The following is an 18,976-nucleotide window of genomic DNA, read 5'->3' as shown; positions in this document are numbered from 1 at the left end:
TCCCGAGGCTTTTCCTCATCCGCCCACTGTAAGGACGGCCTTTCCCGCGAACTTTCTTTTCAGAAGTTTGCGGGCTGTCGCATCGGTGTCGACCCAAGGTGCAGTCTTTCCGATAACCGGACGCAGACTTCCATCGGACAGCCGCCGCGCAAGGTCGGCAAGAATGGCCGACCCGTCGGCCGCACAGTCCGGCCGGTACAACTCCTCGAGGAGAAAGAAACCGTAGAGAACCGTACCGCCGAATGCTCCGCCGGCCTGAAGGCGGAAGCGACGGGCGTCAAAGGTCGTGAGCCTATCCTCCGAAGCATCCCCGAAAAGAACGCAGACACCGCGCGATGCCAGCCACATCAGCGCATTGCCCAGAAGCGAGCCTCCAACGCCCTCCAAAATGAGGTCGTAGGGCGCACTCTTTTCGCCGGCCTCAACGCCGACCGCGATATCGTTCGCGCCAAGGCTGCGCAGGAATTCCGCTGTCGAGCCATCCCGCGTGAAGGCCGTCACGTGGGCACCTGCAGCCGCTGCGAGCTGGATCGCATAAATGCCGACACCACCCGTGGCCGCCGTGACGAGAACGCGGCTTCCCGGACCAATCGCCTTCTTCCGCAGCGCTATGGCCGCAGTCAAGCCTGCGACAGGGAGGGTCGAGGCCGCTTCAAAGCTGACGTCGTCGGGAATTTTGGCAAGTCGGCTCGTCGGCACGGCGACACGTTCCGCCCAGCCACCGCTCCATACCAAGCCTACCACGCGATCACCTGGGTGGAAACCGGATCCTTCCGGCGCGGTCTGTACTACACCGGACAAATCCCATCCGGGTCGATCGCCATCGCTACCTTCATTGAGTGCACCGCGAACCTCGCCGTTGTTCAGGGAGAACGCGCGAACCGCGACGATTGCCTCGTCCGGTGCGGCCCCAGGTTCTGTATGTTCGGCAAGGACGAGGTGAGTTTCTGCGCCTGTCTTCGAAACTGTGATAGCTTTCAATGTGACACTCCCCGGTTCAGTATTCGACCCGATTTGGATCTGGTTGGGTATCGTTCCGCGGGTGAAGACACGCGCAACGGTGGTCCGATATCGGCCGAATGCCGGATTATTTCGCAGCCTCTTCGATCAGGTCTGCCACAATCTTCGGGTGCGAGACCATCACAACATGCGATGCCCCCTCGACCACGACCGTCTGCCTGGAGCCTGCACGCTCTGCCATGAAGCCAAGTGCCTTGGCCGGGATATTTTTGTCGCTGTCGCCATAGACGAAGTACGACGGCAGCGTTTTCCAAGCCGGTTCACCGGACTTGTCCGTCAGGGCCGCTTCAGTGATTGGCCGCTGGCCGACAGCCATTAGTGCCGAGGCATCTGGCGGAACGTCGTGCGCGAACTGGTCGCGGAACTTGGTCTGGTCGATGGAGAGATCGACGCCACCGTCAGTGAGCTTGATGGGAGCAGCAAGCGCTTCCCCAAGCGTGCCGCCGGGGAACCTGCCCGCCAGATCGGATGCAGATTCGCCAGAATCCGGTGCGAAGGCAGCCACATAGACGAGTGACTTGACGTTGTCGTGCCCATTCGCAGCGTTGGAGATAATTTGGCCTCCATAGGAATGACCAACGAGCACCACCGGGCCCTCGATGCTTCCGACGACGTCGGACACGAGACCCGCATCATTTGATACACTTCGCAACGGGTTGGCTACAGCGACCGTCTTATAGCCGTCCTTTTGGAGGTTGACGATGACGCCATTCCAGCTTGACGAGTCAGCAAATGCACCATGAACCAGGACGATAGTGGGCTTGACCGGTTGAGCGATAGCGGTGCCGGATAGAAGGGAGGTCGCAATAGCAACCGTTGCAGCAAGCTTGAGCATGATCACTTCCTATTCATATCTGTTTTTGTGAATTTTCATGCGTCTAATCCGCGACGCGGAGAAACGTGTGTCGGAGACGGCTCGGCTCCCTTTTAGTCGACATCGGCGGACAGATAAGGCTAAGCAGTCTCAACGATCACGGCGGACCGACGGCGTTACCAGCAGTCTTCGTTCAATTCGTTACTGCCGTGGTGGCACGATTCTTATTGTTCCTGCAGGTGTTTCGGTAGCCCTTTTTCATGATGAGCTGTGTCGCTGAGTCGGGAACGCTACACTTTGCATCCGCAAACACGTAGTGGCAGCGCGCGCGTTTATTCAGTTTGCTGCGCGATGCACGTGCATCGCGCAGCCGCAGGGGCTGGTCCTATCGCCGGCACTCGCGGCGGTCAGGGTCGCGCCTGCAGCGGTCCCAGCGCGCGCGATCAGTCGCCACTTGGGCGTTTCTCGCAATCTCCTGTGTCAAGCGGGTCCGCTCGAGCGACTCCCGTTGCGCATTGTCGCGCCGCGCCCGTTGTTCCAGCATGCAGTTCGTATAAGCGCGAGACCCATAGGCCGCCCCAAAGCTCTGGCAGGTGTCCGCGTCCCTGTACTGCCGCTCTTCGGCTGACACGCACCCTGTTACAGCAAGGCCGAGCAGGGCGATGGAGAATATGGTTATCGCAGACCGACGACGTTCGGCGGAAGGACGTTGTAGCATTCTGTTGATCTCCTTTCGAGAATGAGCGCTGGCGGTCAAAGCGCGACGCAAGCGAGCGACGTCCCCCTCAGTCGGCATAACCAGCCCAAACCCCAAAGAGCAGGAGAAGATTGCGGCAACATTGTTTGACTGTGGAAAATCCTCCGGGAACAATCCGGTCGCCACCTGGAGCCCAGTGCGCGCTTCGCGAACCGGAACGTCCCGGTGTCGACGTTTCTGACATCAGTGCAATTACTGCACGTACCTTGAAACACGCCGTTGAACGGAAGCGGCGTGAAGATTAGCCCAATTCTCTGCAGCAAGCTTTTTACTCTTGAGACACCAAGGCGTTGATGAGTGCGTAAGTGGCTTTAACACGTGCTTCATTGGGATAGTTGCGGTTCGCCAGCACGACGACACCCAGATCCTTGTCCGGGAGAAAGGCGACATATGCGCCGAAACCGTTCGTCGATCCCGTCTTGTTTAGAAGAACCTGCTTTTGGGGTGGCAGAGCGGGCACGATCCTATCTTCCCGTTGAGGGTTCAGAATGAAGTCTGGAGCATTGCCCGATATAAGCTTTTTCTCATCGACAGGCCATTCGTACTGTTCCCAGATCATGTCCTGCGTGAAGTAGGCAGTCCGGAACTGACCTTCATGTGTGCGGGCAATCGCTGTCTTGATATCCGCCGGAACCTCCCGCTGACCGAGTTGTGCATCAAGGAACGTCAGCATGTCGCGAGCGGTTGATTTGATGCCATAGGCTTCCGCGTCGAGAACGCCCGGATTGACGCGAATGGCCTGGTCGGTCTTGTCATAACCATAGGCGTAATCGGCGATCGCCTCATTCGAGACCGTGATCCAGGTGTTCGACAGGCCAAGTCCGGTCAAAAGCTCAGCCTTCAGGGTGTTCTCGTATGTCATGCCCATGGACTTGGAAGTAATATGTCCGAGCATGCCGATGCTGACGTTGGAGTAGCTGCGCGCTCCAGGCTGCGTCGGTTTCCAGATTTTCAGCCACGCAGCCATCTTATCGACGTGGTCCACCTCGTCGGGCACCTGGAGGGGCAGGCCACCTGAGTGATGGGTGGCCAGATCCATTAGCGTTATGTCGTCGCCGATCCGGCACGTATTCGAGCAAAGGTGTTTTGCAACCGTATCGTCGAGCGATAGCTCACCTTTCTGCTCCGCGATCGCCGCCAAGGTCGCGGTAAAAAGCTTGCTGACCGATCCCAATTCGAAAATCGTGTCGGGGCTGACGGGCCGCTGATCCGCCAGCGATGCAAAACCATAGCTATAAAAACTATGCCGGCCGTTCTGGGTCGCTCCGACCACGAGTCCTGGAATTTTGTACTCCCTGACCGTGGAGGCGAAAATATCCTTCGCTTTCTGCTCAATTGCTGTCTCAGCAGCAGATCCGGGGTCCAACGGCACGGCACCGAGCGCAAGCGCGAACGAAAGGAGATAACGTCTGTTCAAACTGATTTTCCCTATGGCTGAGAGGACCCGCGCAGTCGGCATTGCTGAGAGAATTCGCTTCCCGTTCAGCCATGGCCGCTGCTGCGGGTGATTGCAGCGACCAAAGGGCTTTCACTTTACTGCATTGGCGAAAATCTCATGGCCGATGCAAAACTATTGGCGCCGTTATAGACGCAATGCAGGATGACACAGGGCCAGACCGATCCGGTTGCCCGGAAAAGGATAGCAGATAAAATACCGACCATGATCGCGACGGGCAGGATCACGCCGACGCCGTGCGCGAGTCCGAATATGATCGCGCTCAGAACGATGCCGGCAAACGCGCCGTAGCGGTTGACTGCATTCGCAACGACACCTCTGAACAGGATTTCCTCGCCAAAGGGCGTGAAGATGGCGCCGCCCAGGAAAGACAAGAGAAACGGTAAGGGTCCACCACGCGCGGCCGCATGCAGGATGCCTTGAGGATCACTGCTCCCAAACCAGGCCAGGTATGCGAACTGTATGATCAGGTTGATACCGTATCCGATGATTCCGACTCCAGTCGCGATCAGGAGCCAGCGAGGTGAGACCGGTCGGAACCCGAAGGAGCGCAGATTCCGTATCCGCAGGCTATATGCTGCGGTGAAAGCACCGACGCCGACGAAACCTCCTGCCGTCGAGCCGACAACTCCTAGGACAACGGGATCGTTGCTGGGTAGAAGTCCCATTAGCAGGCCGAACGAAACAAGAAGCACTGCGTATGCGACGAGCCCTATCAGTATTTCTGGCCAGCCGGGTCGTTGCCATCGATCATCTGTGATCATTATCAACCTCAAGTATAACAAGGCGGCGCCTCGCGGTCGTAGCTCACTGCAAACGCGCAAGACCACGAGGATGGATGCAGGCAGCCCGGCGTCGCGATCCGTCCGTGTAGATGCGCAGGGAAACATTGCGCCAACATTGGCTCGGCCGCGGTTACGACACCGCAGTGAACTCTAACCGTACGATCGCCCCGCCGCTGGGGGCCTCTGCGATTGTGATGCGGCCGCCATGGTGATCCACGACCTGTTTGACCAGATTGAGACCCAGGCCAGCACCGGAAGAACGCGGCCTTAGCCGGTGAAAGGGTTCAAGCACCCGTTCGTGTTCTTCGCCCGGTATGCCGGGACCGTTATCCTCCACTTCCACGGAGGGGCCGTTAACTCGCACTATCACCTCGTCCCCGCCATGCTCGACAGCATTCTGGATGAGATTTGTGAGCGCGCGTTCTATCGAACCGGTATTGCCCATGATCATTCCGGGCTGTTCAACAATCACCTCGATTGCCTTGCCCGACGAAACGAGCACCGGCGCCAGATCCGCAGCGACACTGCGGGCGAGCGCAACCACGTCGAGCCGGTCGCTCGGTGCGCCATTGTCCAATCTATGAAGATCAAGAAGTTGCTCGGACAGCGTCGCAAGCCGTGATACGTCCGGCAAGAGCAATCGCAGACCCTTGTCGGTCGCGGCGTCGATCTTCATTCTCAATATCGCGATCGGCGTGCGCAGCTCGTGCGCGGCCGACGCGATGAAACGGTGCTGACGATCATAACCTTCATCGAGACGGTCGAAAGCTTCATTGACAGCGCGGACGAGCGGGCTGATCTCGCGTGGAACCTTGTCTGCCGAAAGACGGATGCCGCGACGTCCGGCGTCGATCCGCTCTGCTTCCTCCGCAGTTTTTATGACACCGGCCAAGGCGCGCTTGACGATCAAGGGCGTCGCGACGATGGAGACGAGAGCCAGGGCGAGGAAAATGGCAGTCGCTACGATATTGGATGCAATGGTGATGAGCGCTGTGAAGGGTTGGACCCGACCATGCGCAATGATTTTCATATCGCCTGCGGGGCCGGATTCCTGTCGAACCAGGACGGAAAGGGTGAAGGGCTCGAACTGCCCGCGCATGTCTGCCGAAGACAGTTTGTCGAGGTGGGGAATGAGGGGAGCGTACTCCGCCGGCACCTGGCCGAAGGCAACCACACTGCCGTCGCTAAGCCGGGCCGCGAACCAGAGATCCGGCGATTCCTCTCGAAGTTTCGCCAGCTCGGAGGTCACTTCCACTATTGGGTCTCCGGCCGCATACCGGACGATCGAGTTTGCCGCAACTTTTACGACAGCCTCCTCGACATACATCCCGTCAAGAGCCGAATTGACGAAAAAGATGATGAATCCGATGGCGGCGACCGCGATCGTCAGAAACTGGAGGATCAACTGCCTGGCGACGAGGCGCGTCTTCAATGATGGCTGACGGCGCTTCAATCCTTTGCCCTGAGCAAATAGCCCACTCCTCTTACCGTATGAATCTCGACGCCGGCGCCTGCTTCGTTGAATTTTCGACGCAAGCGTGAGATATGAGAATCGAGTGTGTTCGACTGGATAGCGTCGTCGAAGCCGTAGACTGATTCCTCAAGCGTCTCGCGCAGGACAACGCGTCCGCGACGCCGAATCAACGCAGTGAGCACTGCAACTTCACGCCTTTGCAGTACCAACTGCGTTGCGCGAACCCGTGCTTCGCCAAAGGCCATGTCGAATACGATGTCACCGACGACGATCTCGTCTGGTGCAAGTTCGTTCGGGCGGCGCTGCACGGCCCGGATGCGAGCAAGCATTTCCTCCAGGTCGAAAGGCTTCACCAGGTAATCGTCGGCGCCATCATCAAGCCCGGCAACGCGGTCGTTCAGTTCCCCACGAGCGCTCAACACAATGATAGGCACGCCCGGATTATCTACCCGCAGCTGTCGAACAAGGCTAAGGCCGTCGCCGTCGGGCAATGTGCGATCGAGCAGGACAAGCTCATGCACGCGCGACTGGGATGCTTCACTGGCAAGCGAAATGCTTGTCACCCAGTCGACCACGAAACGGTCGCGTTCAAGCGCGCCGCGCATTGCTTTGGCGAACTCCGCCTCGTCCTCGACCAAAAGTATCCTCATGCTGGTGTTCCCGCAACGTGGGAAGGTGCGCCTGAATCAGTGAAGTGGAACCTCTTACCGCCGAGCTGTAATGCCCCAATACCGATACGTCTCATTTTCCCTGTCGTGCCCCGGTTTGATATGCATTCGGGACTTTCGACGCAAAGCTGGGTGACGACTTCGCCAGGCAGCCGGTGACAAAACGAACGATTTCCTCTGTGAGTTCCTGATCTTCCGGGGCGCCTCCAAAGCCGCCATGCGGCATTGTCTCGAAAACATGCAGTTCTGCTGGAACGCCCGCACGTCTCAGCTTGCGATGAAATCTCACTGCATTGGAAAGGAACAGATCGCGGGTTCCACTTTGCAGGAAAGTCGGCGGAAAATCGGCCGCTATTTCCCCGAAAAGTGGAGACAGGTAGGGATGAGACAAGTCCGCTCCGTTTGCGTAGAGCAGGTTATGCGACATCAGCGAACTCGGCAGGATGACGTCGATCGTCCGGTTGGTCTGAAAGCTGTCGCCCGATTCAGTGAGGTCCACTTCCGGGGAAAGGAGCACGACGCCGGCCGGAAAAGGCAGGCCTTCGTCCCGTGCCCTCATAATAGCAGCCATCGCCAAGTTACCGCCGGCCGAGCGACCGCTAAACACGACACGGTTTGCGCCATAGCGCTGGATCAGGTGCCTGTAGGTTACGATGCAGTCGCTGAGGGCGGCGGGATAGGGGTGATCTGGTGGCATGCGATAGTCGATACCGTAGCAGATCATACCGTGCCGCTCTGCATGTATTCGCGCACTTTCCCGACAGGAATCGCCGCCGCCAAAAACAAGCGCGCCGCCATGCAGATCGATAAGAACGCAGTCCGCAAGTCTAATATTTTCCGGTGTCGCTACATGGGCCGTGGTTGTGCCGAAATGTAGCGTTTCGAGATTTCCTTTCGTTTCCTTCGCAGCCTCCGGAAGAGTTTCTGCGTAATACCTGTCGGCAGCGATCTGCATCTGCCGCCATGCCTCATGATCTTGTGGTGATGGTGTTGCAAAGAGTGCGTTGAGTGGCGCTCCCTCGCGTACGGCGGCGTGCAACATTACCTGCGCCTCGGTGCTTATTGAGGCGGGGACGGGTATTACGCGTTCGTCTACGCGGACGCCCTGTGACCCAGCTGGTTTCCGACTGTCTACCATAAGAGATTTCTCCCAATCCATTCATGCGTCTCGCTAACCCACTAGGTCGGCATTTAGCTCTCTGAGATCGAGCGTATCCGTGGCCCTACTTTCTATCGGGCAGAACGCGGCCGAGGAAATCGCGGATCAGGGCGCGATCTCGTGGGCATGGGTCTCCAGCGCGAAATGTCCGGCATCGAGTAGATTGACCTCTGCGTTGGGAAGGTCGCGCTTGGAAGCTGCAGGATCAATGAATGATGGCGGTGACACGGATCTCGAACCGCATCGTCGGCAGGCCCAGCGCCTCGACGCCCACCTGCGTCCAGATCGGTGCGTGGTCCGGCATGTACTGGCGGTACAGCTTGACGATCGTCTCGTTGACGATCGGAGGAAAACCGCCGACATGGTAGGTGTTGACGTGAACGACGTGCGACCATTTCGCGCCGGCCTTCGCCAAGATCAGTTCGATATTTCGGAATGCGGCGGCGATCTCTTCATCGATCGCCTCGGGGATCTCCAGATCGTCGTTCCAACCTCCCTGGCCGGAGGTCTCGACCCGGTTTCCGATCTTGACAGCGTTCGAGAAGTGCAGGTTTTCACGAAACTTTTCGCCGAAGCCCGGCACGACGATGAATTCAGGCTTTTCCATTGTGTTTCTCCATTTTCAAAGGTTCAAAATCTTGAGGAGCGCAGCGGAGTTACTCAAACGATTCCGCCAACGCTTTTCTGTATTGATCGGGTCTTCACCTGCCGACGTGAGTTCAGCGTCCGCTTGTTACCAACGGAACTACGAGACGCCGTTACCAGCGTTACGTTGGCGACCAGTGACATTGTCGCGTAGTTCCCAAAGTTTTGCCTGGCATGGTATCGGCGATGTGAAGCTAAACCGGCGCCACTACTGGTTTGCCAACTCGGCTGTCGGCGCTCTGCATGCCGGCCATCATTCCCGCTCAACCTTTCGCGGTGAGCCTTCCGCCTCACACGCGAGGACCTTCTGCACGGCCGGATCGCCCGCCAACCTGTCATGAAGTGCCAGCACGTTCGGATATCCTTCCAATCCTCCCGGCAGAAGCTTCAGCGCCCAGCGGATCATCGGGAAGGAATAGGCGTCTATCATCGAGCGCGCGCCATTCAGGATATATTCTCGCCCATCCAAGTGGCGGTCGAGGATGCTTAACTGCTTCGCGACCAGTTTGTATCCGGCTTCGACCGCCGCCTGCCGGGCACTTTCACTTTCGTCGCTCGTGTAGCGGAAAGGCATGAAGATCGGCCAGAAGGCCGCATGAACGTCCGAAGTGAAGAAGGCGGACCAGCGATGCGCTTCGGCTCTGGCGCGTAGGCTATCCCCGCCGGCAAGGCCGGCATCGGGGTGTTTGTGCGCCAGATAGTCGAGGATCGCACCGGCCTGTGTCAGGAGCCAGCCGTCATCCTCGCGGAGCGTCGGCACCGCCCCGGCCGGATTGACCGCAAGAAGCTCCCTGGAACCGTACTGCACCCTGACCGCCTCGTAGGGTGCGCCGATCCATTCGAGTGCGATATGCGGCGCCAGCGAGCACGCGCCCATGGCATAGTAGAGTGTAGGCATAATTTGTCCTATCTCGTTCTTCGATTTCTACGGGAGTTGTGACGAGGCGGAGAAGATTCTCAGCAGAGGCGGTCACAGCGATTTGTGCTTTTGCAAAAAGGCTTGATCATCAGAGAAGCGGCTTTCGCACGGGTTGAAGGAGCAGCCGGTTGCTGCCCGACATGATGTCCCCGTGGACCTGCTCGGACAGGCGCTCGGCGTCGCGGCGACGAATGTCGGTGGTGGCATCTTCAATATCGGCTTTTCCGTAGCCCAAGGCCCGCAAACTTTCGGCTCCCATCAGGTAAGCGGATTCGACTGTTTCGCGGATCTGGTAATCGACGCCGGCGCGGATCAGATCTATCGCGTGTCCACGATCGTAGCTGCGGACAAGAAGCTTCGCCTGGGTGAATTCGTGTTGCGCCAGTTCCACGATCTTCATCGCGGCCTTCGGGTCGTCTATACAGATCATGATTGCGTCGGCTTTCTCCGCACCGGAGTGTCGCAGCGTGTCGAGTCGAGTCCCGTCGCCGAAGAAGACTTTGAAGCCATATCGCCCGGCATCGCGGATGCGGTCAGGGTCCCTGTCGATGACAGAAAGCTCCACTCCCTGCGACAGAGGTATCTGTGACGCGATCTGACCGAAGCGTCCGAACCCGATGACAAGGACCCGCCCCTTGAGATCGTGGGCGGGATCGACGCCATCCATCGACTCTTCCGTACGAAGCAGAAGGTCGGTCGCTATCGTGAGCAGCGGGGTCAGCACCATGGACAGAATCACCACAGTGGCAAACAGTGCGTTCTCCCGCGTATCGATCACGCCGCCCGACGTCGCTGCCGCATAAAGGACGAAGGCAAATTCGCCACCCTGGAGAAACATGGATGTGCGATGCAGGGCCTGGTGGTTGGAGCCTCCGAACAGACGCGCGACTGCATAGACCACGGCACCTTTCGCGACCGTGAACGCGCCCAGCAGGGCCAGCAGAAACGGCCATTCGGCCGCAACGATCGAAAGGTCCAGAGACATGCCGACCGCGAGGAAGAACAGTCCCATCAGCAAGCCGCGAAACGGCTCAATATCGCTTTCGATCTGATGCCGGTAGCTCGAGCTTGAGAGCATCACCCCGGCAAAGAACGCGCCCATCGCCATCGACAATCCAGCGACATCCATCAGCAGAGCTGCACCGAGAACGACGAGCAGCGCTCCTGCCGTCAGCACTTCGCGGGTGCGGGCACGTGCCAGCAAGGCGAAGAACGGATTGAGGCCCCAGCGCGAAATGCCCAAAAGCAAGAGCAGCGCCGCAACGGCCACGAAGGCGTCAGTCCATTCTGCCTGTCTATGCGATAGCGGCGAGAGGAAGGCGACCACCGCCAGCAGCGGTACGATCATCAGATCCTCAAACAACAGGATAGCGACCGACTTCTGTCCCTCTGCGCTCGAAAGCTCCCCGCGGTCCTGCAGCACAGACATTATCACGGCGGTCGAGGATAAGACAAAGCCCGCTCCTGCGATGAAAGCGACGGTCGCAGAGAGGCCGAAGAACACCGCGCCCGCAAGCGCGAGTGCTGCCGTCGCGGCGACGACCTGGACAAGGCCCAGCCCGAAAATCTGGGCCCGCATCGCCCATAATTTGTTCGGGCGCAGCTCCAGTCCGATCACGAACAGGAACATCACCACGCCAAGCTCGGAAAAATGGAGGATGGATTGGGTATCGGTGAACAACCCCAGCACCGATGGCCCGACGAGAACGCCAGCGGCGAAGTAGCCGAGCACCGATCCGAGCCCCAGCCGGCGGAACAATGGCACAGCGACAACAGCCGCTCCCATCAGGACAACTGCCGGTCCAATCGTTTGCCCCAGGCTCACTTCAGCCATCCACGTACCTTTCCTGCTTTGCGTTGGTCATGATCAAAGGGCGGCGGATGATAAGCCGTCCGCCGTGATCGATAGTTGGAAGCGAAGTCCGGCAGGGTGTCCGCCACCTCGCTCAAGCCTTGTCGCGGCCTTCGATGAAGGCCAGCAGATCGGCATTGATCAGTTCGGGATGTGTGGCGAACAGGCCGTGCGACAGGCCGGGATAGGTCTTCAGCGTGCCGTTCGGCAGCAGGTTGATCGCCTTGCGGGCCGAAGCGTCGATCGGCACCACCTGATCGTCTTCGCCGTGCATCAGCAGAACCGGCTGCGAAACGGCTTTCAGGTCCTCGGTGAAATCCGTCTCCGAGAAGGCGGAGATGCAGTCGTAGTGGGCTTTTGCACCGCCCATCATGCCTTGCCGCCACCAGTTGCGGATCAACCCCTCGCTTACTTCGGCACCTTCGCGGTTGAAGCCGTAGAAGGGGCCAGTCGGGACATCGAGGAAGAACTGTGCGCGGTTGCGCAGGAGCGCCTCGCGAAATCCGTCGAACACCTGCATTGGCAGGCCGCCGGGATAACGCGGTGTCGCCAGCATGATCGGCGGTACCGCGCCGATCAGCACGGCCTTCGACACTCGACCAGGCTGGCTGCGAGCGACATAACGGATCACCTCACCGCCACCGGTCGAGTGCCCGACGTGAACCGCGTCCTTCAGATCGAGTTCCCGGGCCAGCTCCGCGACGTCGGACGCATATGTGTCCATGTCATTGCCTGTATCGGTCTGGTCCGAGCGACCATGACCGCGCCGGTCATGCGCGATGACGCGGTAGCCCTTGCCGAGGAAGAACAGCATCTGGTTGTCCCAGTCGTCCGCGCTGAGCGGCCAGCCGTGATGGAACATGATGGGCTGCGCGTCTTTCGAACCCCAGTCCTTGTAGAAGATCCGGGTGCCGTCCTGCGTCGTAATTGCCGTCATGGTTTTCTTTCCTTTTCTTAGGTTTCCGGATGGGAGGACCGGGTTGCCACCATCTTCCCGATGGTGAGCGATCGTCGTTGAAGCATTCTCTGGTCGATTATCGGCACGCAGATGTTCTTGTCACTTCATTGGATCAGTCCTGACCGACGGGCTGCGGGCGCGGCGCCCGGACCATACGGAGCATCTCCTCGACGTCGTGGCGTAGGCCCGCCGTTCAGTTTTGGGTTGGAAGCCGTAGTCTGTCGCGACAAGCCAGTTCGAAATGTGAGAAGCTTGCGAATGAAGGTCGTCATGTCCCAGCACTCCAAACAGGTGCATTTTTCTCAAACGATTTGATCAGCAATTCGGAAAGTATGCGCACCTTTTGCGACGGATGCGGACTTGGTGGGCGCACGACGTGGACATTGCCGACCGGCAGGGGATATTTGCTCATAACCGGTACGAGCGCACCGGACGCAAGATAATGTTGCGTGACACAGTCGGGAAGCCATGCAAGGCCAAGTCCGGCCGCGGCTGCATTGGCAAGTGCCATTCCGTTCTCGGTTTTGAACCGTCCTTGCGGCTGCACGGTGACGATTTTGTCTCCATCCATGAACCGCCACGTTTCAGCCCCCACCAAAGCCTGGTGAGAGCTGATCTCATCCGGTGCTGCCGGTGAGCCATGCTTCTTGATATAGTCAGGGCTTGCGACCAACTGCCCATAAATCTGACCAACTCGCCTCGCGATCAGGTTCGAATCGCGCAGTGCACCAACCCGGATTGCACAATCAAATCCCTCTGCGATCAGATCCACGAAGCGATCACTGTAGTCAGCCTGTAATTGCAGCTCTGGATGGAGCCGCGCCATCTCAGAAAGCACTGGGGCAAAATGTACTGGCCCCGATGTCAGTGGCACGGCGACCCGCAAGCGTCCACGAAGATTGCCGGCTGGCAGGATAATCTCCCTTGCCGCATCGATTTCGGCGCATACCTTTGCAGCATATTCACGAAAGGTAACACCGGCTTCCGTCAGCGCAGCACCGCGGGTCGTTCGTGCAAGAAGCTGGATACCCAAAGCTTCCTCGAGACGGATGAGGCGCCGGCTGACCATCGACTTGGATATCCCCAGTCGACGTGCCGCGGGAGAAACGCCCCCGGCGTCAGCTACTTCGACAAATGTCTGCAGATCCTCGATATCCATATGGTCACCCCGGTTCGAATTCGTTTCCCGATCAGATCTTTCCAGCAGCCCTCACGATTGGCGCCACTTCGGTGCCGAGAAGTTCGATCGAGCGTTTCATTGCCACCGTTTCCAGAGAGGCGGTGCTCATCTGAAATGTGATGCGAGAAATACCACCGAGCACCTTGCTGGCCCGAAGCATCTTCTCGGCAACCGTTGTCGGGGCGCCGATCAGGAAAGCGCCGTGGGGCCCCGCCATGTCTTCGAACTGCTGACGCGTTGGGGGCGACCAGCCACGTTCGCGTCCGACCTTGGTCGTCAGATGCGCCCAGCCCGGGAAGAAGGCGTCCCTTGCCGCCGCGTCGGTCTCGCCGACGAAGCCCATGGCATGAACGCCCACCTTGAGCTTCTCGGGACCGTGCCCCGCGCGCAAGCCGGACTCGCGATAGAGATCGACGAGCGGGCGAAACCGTTCAAATGTTCCTCCAATGATCGCCACCATCAGCGGAAGGCCGAGCGCGCCGGCACGCGCGAATGATTGCGGCGTGCCGCCAACGCCGATCCATAGAGGCAGTCGCGATTGGTGAGGCCTCGGAAAGACCCCCTGGCCGTTCAACGCCGGGCGGAATTGCCCCTCCCAGACGGGATTGCTTGTCTCGCCAAGCTTCAGGAGCAGGTCGAGCTTTTCCGCGAAAAGATCGTCATAGTCGCGTGTGTCCAGACCGAATAGCGGATAGGCTTCCACGAAGGAACCTCGGCCGACAACGAGCTCCGCCCGGCCTTTGGAAATCAGATCGAGGGTTGCGAACTCCTGAAAGACCCGCACCGGGTCGGCGGCGCTCAGAACGGTTACCGCGCTCGTTAATCTAATCTGGCTGGTGCGCGCCGCTGCTGCGGCAAGTATGATCGCTGGTGCGGAATCGAGGAATTCGGCCCGGTGATGCTCGCCGATACCGAATACGTCCAGCCCGACCCTGTCGGCGACCTCCACTTCCTCAAGAAGATCGGCGATGCGGTCGGTTGCCAAAGGGAGCTTTCCGGTCGTCGGATCAGGAAGGATCGCGGCAAAACTGTCGATACCTATTTCCATGCTTGGTCCTTCCAAGTTTTATCGGGGTTTGTTGCCGGCGCCACCACGCCAGTTTCATTTCCGTCGTCAGATATTCACCGTCGCGGTGGTCGAAGACGCCTCTTTCGCGTCGGTGCATGGCTGGGCCAAGCGTGAGCATGCTAGAATCGGGATGGCGAGGCTCAACCTGAGGATCTTTGCGGCGACATCAACTCGAGATTCCGCCATCCCGGTCAGCTTTTACAAACCGGCCTTGCTGGCTGCCTTTACGGGCGTGTTGAGGAGTTGCTGTTCCCAGAGATAGGCGATGCCGCTGCCAGCGAAGTGCTGGATGAGAATCTCGGTCAGCTGTTCCACATGCCCGGTGCGCGCCCAATCGCGCTGCCATTCGCCGGCGAGCGCCATCACGGTCATCGGGTTTGCACCGGCCGCGATCATACGCTGGACAGCAACTTCGTGGGACTCCTTCGAAATTCCGCCCGACGCGTCGGTGATTACGGTCACGTCCCAGCCTTCGCCGGCCGCCTGGATGACAGGCATTGCGACGCAGACTTCTGTCCACAGGCCGGCAATAATCAATTGCTTGCGACCGGTCGCCTTAACAACATTCACAACATTCTCGTCCTGCCAGGTGTTTACCCAGGTGCGATCGATGACCTCCTGGTCCGGAAATACATCCGTAATCTGCTTGAATAGAAGTCCACCGCGATCCGCGATCACGCTGGTAAGAATAGTCGGAACGTCGAAGGCTTTTGCCAGCTTCGCCAGCGCGGTCGTGCTGTTGACCACGGCTTGCGGATCGTGGCTGTTCAGGTTCGCGAGCTGGTAGGGCTGGTGGTCGATCAGAACGAGGACCGAGTCTTCGGGGCGAAGAAGTGAATCAAGGCCGTTACGAAAGGTCATGGAAGCATCCTTTGTTGCTGTTGAGGCGTGGGTTAATCGGTAGGCTCACACCGCTTGCGATGACGCCTTGATCGACAGTGTCATTTTCATTTGTGATGCGGTAGCGCCCGATCGTGTAGAGCTGTGTCGCGAAACGAGGAACGCTAAAGTCAAAACCTGTATTTCTATCTGTGGTACGATCGGAACGATTCGAGCGCTAATCTGTCGTGAATACAGGAACGTTGATTTGGACATCGAAGACCTGCGGACCTTCGTGGAAGTTGCTGATACTGGCGGGGTTTCCCCCGCCTCGCGGCGGCTCGGCATCTCGAAGTCGATGGTCAGCCGGCGGCTTATTCGGCTTGAAAAGGAATTGGGTGTGCAGTTGCTCGCTCGCACGACGCGCGGCGCCGCGCTCACGGAGGCTGGGATCACCTTTCGGGAGCACGCCGCAAAAGTCTGCGCCGAGATCGACATTGCCAAGGAGACGATATCGCCCGCCGGCGATCTTCGCGGTCGGCTAAGAGTAGCAGCTCCGCTTACATTCGGTCCGACGCACTTCGCGCCGGTGCTCGCATCCTTGGCACAGCGCCATCCGGAGTTGCACATTCAGGCCAGCTATACTGATCGGTTTGTTGACCTGATCGCAGAAGGGTTCGACTGCGCGATAAGGGTCGGTCATCTTGCCGACTCGAATATGCTTGCAAGACGTGTCGGCTGGACCTCCGCCAGGTACGTTGCAACGCCGGACTACATCAAAAAGCACGGCTCACCCGAGACGCCAGAGGAATTCCTCACGCATGAAGTTGTCATGCAGGGAACCGAAACATGGCTGGCGATGGATGGGGATAAGATCATCACTTTGAAGCCGCAAGGCCGCTTCAAAGCCGATAACGCCGTGGCTCTTGTGGCCGCAGCACTTGCGGGAATTGGCCTTGCCGGTCTTCCTGAAGAATTGATCAGGGAGCATCTGGCTTCCGGCGCGTTGGTCCCGGTCATGACACGCTATCCGCCGCCCAAACTTGGCATCTATGTGATCCGGCCGCCGGGGCAGCACCCTGCACGCAAAATACGGGTGCTCACCGAGATTCTAATCGAGTGTTTTGAAGACTTTTCGACGGATCGTGAAAACTAGGACCCGGATTGGGCCGGGTCTTTTGCGGATATCACGACGATCGCAGGGCAAGTGCCAAGCTTTCATGAATATGAGAGTGGCGCTCTGATTTTTGCGTTGCGTGTACTTTACCGAAAACCGTTGCGTGCTTTTCGGAATGCGTCCGAACGTAACAGCGATCCATTCAACGTCAAAAACGCTCTCCGACCAATTCTTCGCTCTTTTGCCAGAGTGCTTTTGCCCGTTCGGGATCCACGGCGTAGCCGTAAAGGCCTTCATCGGCAGGATCGAGTGCGCCCTCCACCTTATCGCAGGACTACGTGCCAGGCGATGTAACGGCAATCAAGGAAAAACCGTGCGTTTACCTGCTGCTGGATCAGGTTGTTCTCCGGTCCGCCAATTATGTCAATCGGCGTCCAGAGGGATAATGCTGCCGCCTTCCGCATGCAACCGAGATAGATAGGTGGTGTGATCAAGAACTTGAAAAGGGAAATACAGCCCTGCTAGGGTCGGCCTGTTACCGTCCAGCCCGATCAGTCGTTCAAGGATCATGCTAACGCCCAGTGCAGTCAAGGAAGCGGCGCCGTCCGGATGAAACACCGCATGGCGGGTGCGAAGCGGCTGTCCGTCGTGATCCCCGCCAGCCAGTTCGATGATGATTTCCGTCGATTTGGGTTTGCCCCGACGACGGGACGAACTGACGCCGGTCGCAATGTTGAACTGAACATTCGGCGCTCCGGTTGCTGCGGCCAGGCCGGCAACATCAACAGACGAAAAGCCTGTCCCAATTATTTTGGTACCATCGATCGCATGGAACTCGGCTTTGGCATCATCTTCACCACGCCAGACATAGCTGCCGTCACGACGGGTGAGGGCGGCCGGCATCATACGGTTCAATCGCTCGAAATCCTCGGCGACGGCCGGGCCGCCACCGTCCTGCTCATCGACAAGGGCACCGATCGTGATCTCGTGAAGTCGTGCAAATGCTTTTGCGCATGTGAATGTGGCGACGGTTGTGGCGCCGACCAGCCATTCATAGCCGAGGACGACTGCCGCGGCGTCCGGCGCGTGCATATAGGTCGCAACTTCAGGAGCAATTTCATAGACGCCTGAGGAAATGCCCAGATGCGGTATCCTTCGGCTTTGAGCGAAGCGCAGGCTGGCCAATCGTTCGTCAGCGTAAAAAATCGCGACGGCGCTGACCTCGCGATCACCGAGACCGAGATCGTCAGCACACGCGTCAATCACCACGCCCTCTGCTTGCCCGATCTCGCTTGCGGCGTTGCGGCTTTTGAGCAGATCGCGCCCACCGATCAATAAAGGAACATCGGGGTAAACGGAGCGAAGCGCGCGGGCAGTCAGACGTCCGATCGCGCCCGTGCCACCCAGCAGGAGAATAGGATGGGAAATCATTGTCGTATATCCTTACTTGGTATAACCTACCAATGGTAGTTTATGCCTACTAAAAGTAGGTTTTGCAAGGACCCGACAATGACAGGTATTTCCAATCACGTTGCCATACAGACCTCATCACGTAGGCTTTCGAAAGGAGAGAGACGACGGCAACTGCTCTATACTGCATTGCTGATCGTCCGCGAAGAAGGTGCAGACCGTCTGACGCTGGGCAATCTCGCCTCCCGTGCCGGAATCTCCAAACCGGTGGTGTACGAACATTTCGGTACCCGTTCTGGTCTACTCATCGAGCTTTACCGGTGGATTGATGACGAGCGGGTGAGGGCATTTCGAACTGCGATGGCAGCGGGTGCGCGGAGCCTAGAGGAAACCATTCATCTGCTGGCGGAAGCCTACATCCGTTGCGCTGCTGACATGACGGATGAATTTCATACCGTCGGCGCAGCCTTAACCGGAAGTGAGGAAAAAGCCGTCGTATTTCAGGAATTGCTCGACAATTCGGTTCAGATGTTCGCCACAGTCCTTAAGCCCTTCGATACTCTATCGGCAGGGGATCTGGAGAAGCGTTGCATTGGGTTCGTCGGTGCGGGAGAAGCGCTTTCGTCTGCTGTGGTACGTCAGATTTTGTGCCAGGGCGAAGCTGTCGAGGTCTTTGTGTCGCTGATCGCTGGCGGAATGGTTGCATCATAAATTCTCAGACTCAGAAAGATCTGAGTGGAGGTCTCATCCGAGGGAAGTGCTGAGAGAAATCGGCACTTCCGTACTGCCTTCGACGTGGATCGTCCACATATTGTCAAAGTGACGAATGACCACGTTCGAGATCAGATGAGCGTCCTGATCGCGCTGTCCTCGG

18 protein-coding genes and 1 pseudogene are annotated in these 18,976 nt (G+C 58.4%); 3 read left to right on the top strand and 16 right to left on the bottom strand.

What is annotated here, in order from left to right; translation table 11 throughout:
• Window positions 1-15: 15 nt before the first annotated feature.
• From CES85_RS20085 to CES85_RS20060, 5 genes are all read right to left on the bottom strand, one after another.
• Window positions 16-981: a zinc-binding dehydrogenase gene (locus CES85_RS20085; RefSeq protein WP_157743476.1), complete on the bottom strand. Its 966-nt coding sequence runs from the start codon at window positions 979-981 to the stop codon at window positions 16-18.
• A 106-nt stretch (window positions 982-1,087) separates the two neighbouring features.
• Window positions 1,088-1,855, bottom strand: coding sequence for an alpha/beta fold hydrolase (locus CES85_RS20080; RefSeq protein ID WP_095447493.1), 768 nt, complete (start codon window positions 1,853-1,855; stop codon window positions 1,088-1,090).
• A gap of 1,004 nt (window positions 1,856-2,859) precedes the next feature.
• Window positions 2,860-4,008, bottom strand: coding sequence for a class C beta-lactamase (gene ampC / locus CES85_RS20070; RefSeq protein WP_244923271.1), 1,149 nt, complete (start codon window positions 4,006-4,008; stop codon window positions 2,860-2,862).
• 116 nt (window positions 4,009-4,124) lie between these two features.
• Entirely contained in the window at window positions 4,125-4,811 is a 687-nt protein-coding gene (locus CES85_RS20065; RefSeq protein ID WP_095447491.1) for a CPBP family intramembrane glutamic endopeptidase, read from the bottom strand.
• Between the two features lie 151 nt (window positions 4,812-4,962).
• Entirely contained in the window at window positions 4,963-5,862 is a 900-nt protein-coding gene (locus tag CES85_RS20060; protein WP_244923270.1) for a sensor histidine kinase, read from the bottom strand.
• Between CES85_RS20060 and CES85_RS27855 the strand changes: the two genes are divergently transcribed.
• A complete protein-coding gene (locus tag CES85_RS27855) occupies window positions 5,845-6,267 on the top strand; it encodes a hypothetical protein (protein ID WP_244923269.1) in 423 nt (140 codons plus the stop codon). The two genes, CES85_RS20060 and CES85_RS27855, sit on opposite strands and share 18 nt — an antisense overlap.
• Before the next feature lie 14 nt (window positions 6,268-6,281).
• Here the strand turns inward: CES85_RS27855 and CES85_RS20055 are convergent, their stop codons facing one another.
• The 10 genes and pseudogenes from CES85_RS20055 to CES85_RS20015 form a co-directional block, all read right to left on the bottom strand.
• The gene (locus CES85_RS20055) at window positions 6,282-6,956 is read right to left on the bottom strand and encodes a response regulator (protein ID WP_095447489.1); all 675 of its coding nucleotides are present in this window, start codon (window positions 6,954-6,956) and stop codon (window positions 6,282-6,284) included.
• A gap of 91 nt (window positions 6,957-7,047) precedes the next feature.
• Complete coding sequence (locus CES85_RS20050; RefSeq protein ID WP_244923268.1) at window positions 7,048-8,016, bottom strand: alpha/beta hydrolase; 969 nt, start codon at window positions 8,014-8,016, stop codon at window positions 7,048-7,050.
• Between the two features lie 181 nt (window positions 8,017-8,197).
• Window positions 8,198-8,331: pseudogene (locus tag CES85_RS28335) on the bottom strand (alpha/beta hydrolase); the annotation flags it as partial.
• Between the two features lie 7 nt (window positions 8,332-8,338).
• Window positions 8,339-8,740, bottom strand: coding sequence for a RidA family protein (locus CES85_RS20045; RefSeq protein WP_095447487.1), 402 nt, complete (start codon window positions 8,738-8,740; stop codon window positions 8,339-8,341).
• 291 nt (window positions 8,741-9,031) lie between these two features.
• The gene (locus tag CES85_RS20040) at window positions 9,032-9,676 is read right to left on the bottom strand and encodes a glutathione S-transferase family protein (RefSeq protein WP_095447486.1); all 645 of its coding nucleotides are present in this window, start codon (window positions 9,674-9,676) and stop codon (window positions 9,032-9,034) included.
• A 109-nt stretch (window positions 9,677-9,785) separates the two neighbouring features.
• On the bottom strand, window positions 9,786-11,531 hold the full coding sequence (locus CES85_RS20035) for a monovalent cation:proton antiporter-2 (CPA2) family protein (RefSeq protein ID WP_095447485.1): 1,746 nt from the start codon (window positions 11,529-11,531) through the stop codon (window positions 9,786-9,788).
• A gap of 112 nt (window positions 11,532-11,643) precedes the next feature.
• Window positions 11,644-12,486, bottom strand: a complete 843-nt coding sequence (locus CES85_RS20030) for an alpha/beta fold hydrolase (protein WP_095447484.1) — start codon at window positions 12,484-12,486, stop codon at window positions 11,644-11,646.
• 289 nt (window positions 12,487-12,775) lie between these two features.
• Entirely contained in the window at window positions 12,776-13,666 is an 891-nt protein-coding gene (locus tag CES85_RS20025; protein ID WP_095447483.1) for a LysR family transcriptional regulator, read from the bottom strand.
• A gap of 31 nt (window positions 13,667-13,697) precedes the next feature.
• The gene (locus CES85_RS20020; RefSeq protein WP_095447482.1) at window positions 13,698-14,735 is read right to left on the bottom strand and encodes an LLM class flavin-dependent oxidoreductase; all 1,038 of its coding nucleotides are present in this window, start codon (window positions 14,733-14,735) and stop codon (window positions 13,698-13,700) included.
• Window positions 14,736-14,954: 219 nt separating this feature from the next.
• On the bottom strand, window positions 14,955-15,617 hold the full coding sequence (locus tag CES85_RS20015; RefSeq protein ID WP_095447481.1) for a hydrolase: 663 nt from the start codon (window positions 15,615-15,617) through the stop codon (window positions 14,955-14,957).
• Window positions 15,618-15,843: 226 nt separating this feature from the next.
• Here CES85_RS20015 and CES85_RS20010 point away from each other — a divergent pair, with 226 nt between their 5' ends.
• On the top strand, window positions 15,844-16,731 hold the full coding sequence (locus tag CES85_RS20010) for a LysR family transcriptional regulator (protein ID WP_095447480.1): 888 nt from the start codon (window positions 15,844-15,846) through the stop codon (window positions 16,729-16,731).
• 384 nt (window positions 16,732-17,115) lie between these two features.
• Here CES85_RS20010 and CES85_RS20005 read toward each other — a convergent pair whose 3' ends face one another.
• Window positions 17,116-18,123 carry a saccharopine dehydrogenase gene (locus CES85_RS20005; protein ID WP_095447479.1) on the bottom strand — a complete coding sequence of 336 codons (1,008 nt, stop codon included), beginning with the start codon at window positions 18,121-18,123 and terminating at the stop codon, window positions 17,116-17,118.
• Between the two features lie 78 nt (window positions 18,124-18,201).
• On the opposite strand from CES85_RS20005, the gene CES85_RS20000 reads away from it, so the two are divergent.
• Entirely contained in the window at window positions 18,202-18,813 is a 612-nt protein-coding gene (locus tag CES85_RS20000; protein ID WP_208636299.1) for a TetR/AcrR family transcriptional regulator, read from the top strand.
• Window positions 18,814-18,976: the final 163 nt, after the last annotated feature.

Source organism: Ochrobactrum quorumnocens, from assembly GCF_002278035.1.
Taxonomy (GTDB): domain Bacteria; phylum Pseudomonadota; class Alphaproteobacteria; order Rhizobiales; family Rhizobiaceae; genus Brucella; species Brucella quorumnocens.
This window is presented reverse-complemented; position numbering and strand designations above follow the sequence as displayed.

What these genes read in the sequence shown, in the direction of transcription:
- CES85_RS20080 (WP_095447493.1), bottom strand. Translation starts at nt 1,855, where the DNA reads ATGCTCAAGCTTGCTGCAACGGTTGCTATTGCGACCTCCCTTCTATCC.
- CES85_RS20065 (WP_095447491.1), bottom strand. Translation starts at nt 4,811, where the DNA reads ATGATCACAGATGATCGATGGCAACGACCCGGCTGGCCAGAAATACTG.
- CES85_RS27855 (WP_244923269.1), top strand. Translation starts at nt 5,845, where the DNA reads ATGCGCAATGATTTTCATATCGCCTGCGGGGCCGGATTCCTGTCGAAC.
- CES85_RS20060 (WP_244923270.1), bottom strand. Translation starts at nt 5,862, where the DNA reads ATGAAAATCATTGCGCATGGTCGGGTCCAACCCTTCACAGCGCTCATC.
- CES85_RS20055 (WP_095447489.1), bottom strand. Translation starts at nt 6,956, where the DNA reads ATGAGGATACTTTTGGTCGAGGACGAGGCGGAGTTCGCCAAAGCAATG.
- CES85_RS20050 (WP_244923268.1), bottom strand. Translation starts at nt 8,016, where the DNA reads ATGTTGCACGCCGCCGTACGCGAGGGAGCGCCACTCAACGCACTCTTT.
- CES85_RS20045 (WP_095447487.1), bottom strand. Translation starts at nt 8,740, where the DNA reads ATGGAAAAGCCTGAATTCATCGTCGTGCCGGGCTTCGGCGAAAAGTTT.
- CES85_RS20040 (WP_095447486.1), bottom strand. Translation starts at nt 9,676, where the DNA reads ATGCCTACACTCTACTATGCCATGGGCGCGTGCTCGCTGGCGCCGCAT.
- CES85_RS20035 (WP_095447485.1), bottom strand. Translation starts at nt 11,531, where the DNA reads ATGGCTGAAGTGAGCCTGGGGCAAACGATTGGACCGGCAGTTGTCCTG.
- CES85_RS20030 (WP_095447484.1), bottom strand. Translation starts at nt 12,486, where the DNA reads ATGACGGCAATTACGACGCAGGACGGCACCCGGATCTTCTACAAGGAC.
- CES85_RS20025 (WP_095447483.1), bottom strand. Translation starts at nt 13,666, where the DNA reads ATGGATATCGAGGATCTGCAGACATTTGTCGAAGTAGCTGACGCCGGG.
- CES85_RS20020 (WP_095447482.1), bottom strand. Translation starts at nt 14,735, where the DNA reads ATGGAAATAGGTATCGACAGTTTTGCCGCGATCCTTCCTGATCCGACG.
- CES85_RS20015 (WP_095447481.1), bottom strand. Translation starts at nt 15,617, where the DNA reads ATGACCTTTCGTAACGGCCTTGATTCACTTCTTCGCCCCGAAGACTCG.
- CES85_RS20005 (WP_095447479.1), bottom strand. Translation starts at nt 18,123, where the DNA reads ATGATTTCCCATCCTATTCTCCTGCTGGGTGGCACGGGCGCGATCGGA.
- CES85_RS20000 (WP_208636299.1), top strand. Translation starts at nt 18,202, where the DNA reads ATGACAGGTATTTCCAATCACGTTGCCATACAGACCTCATCACGTAGG.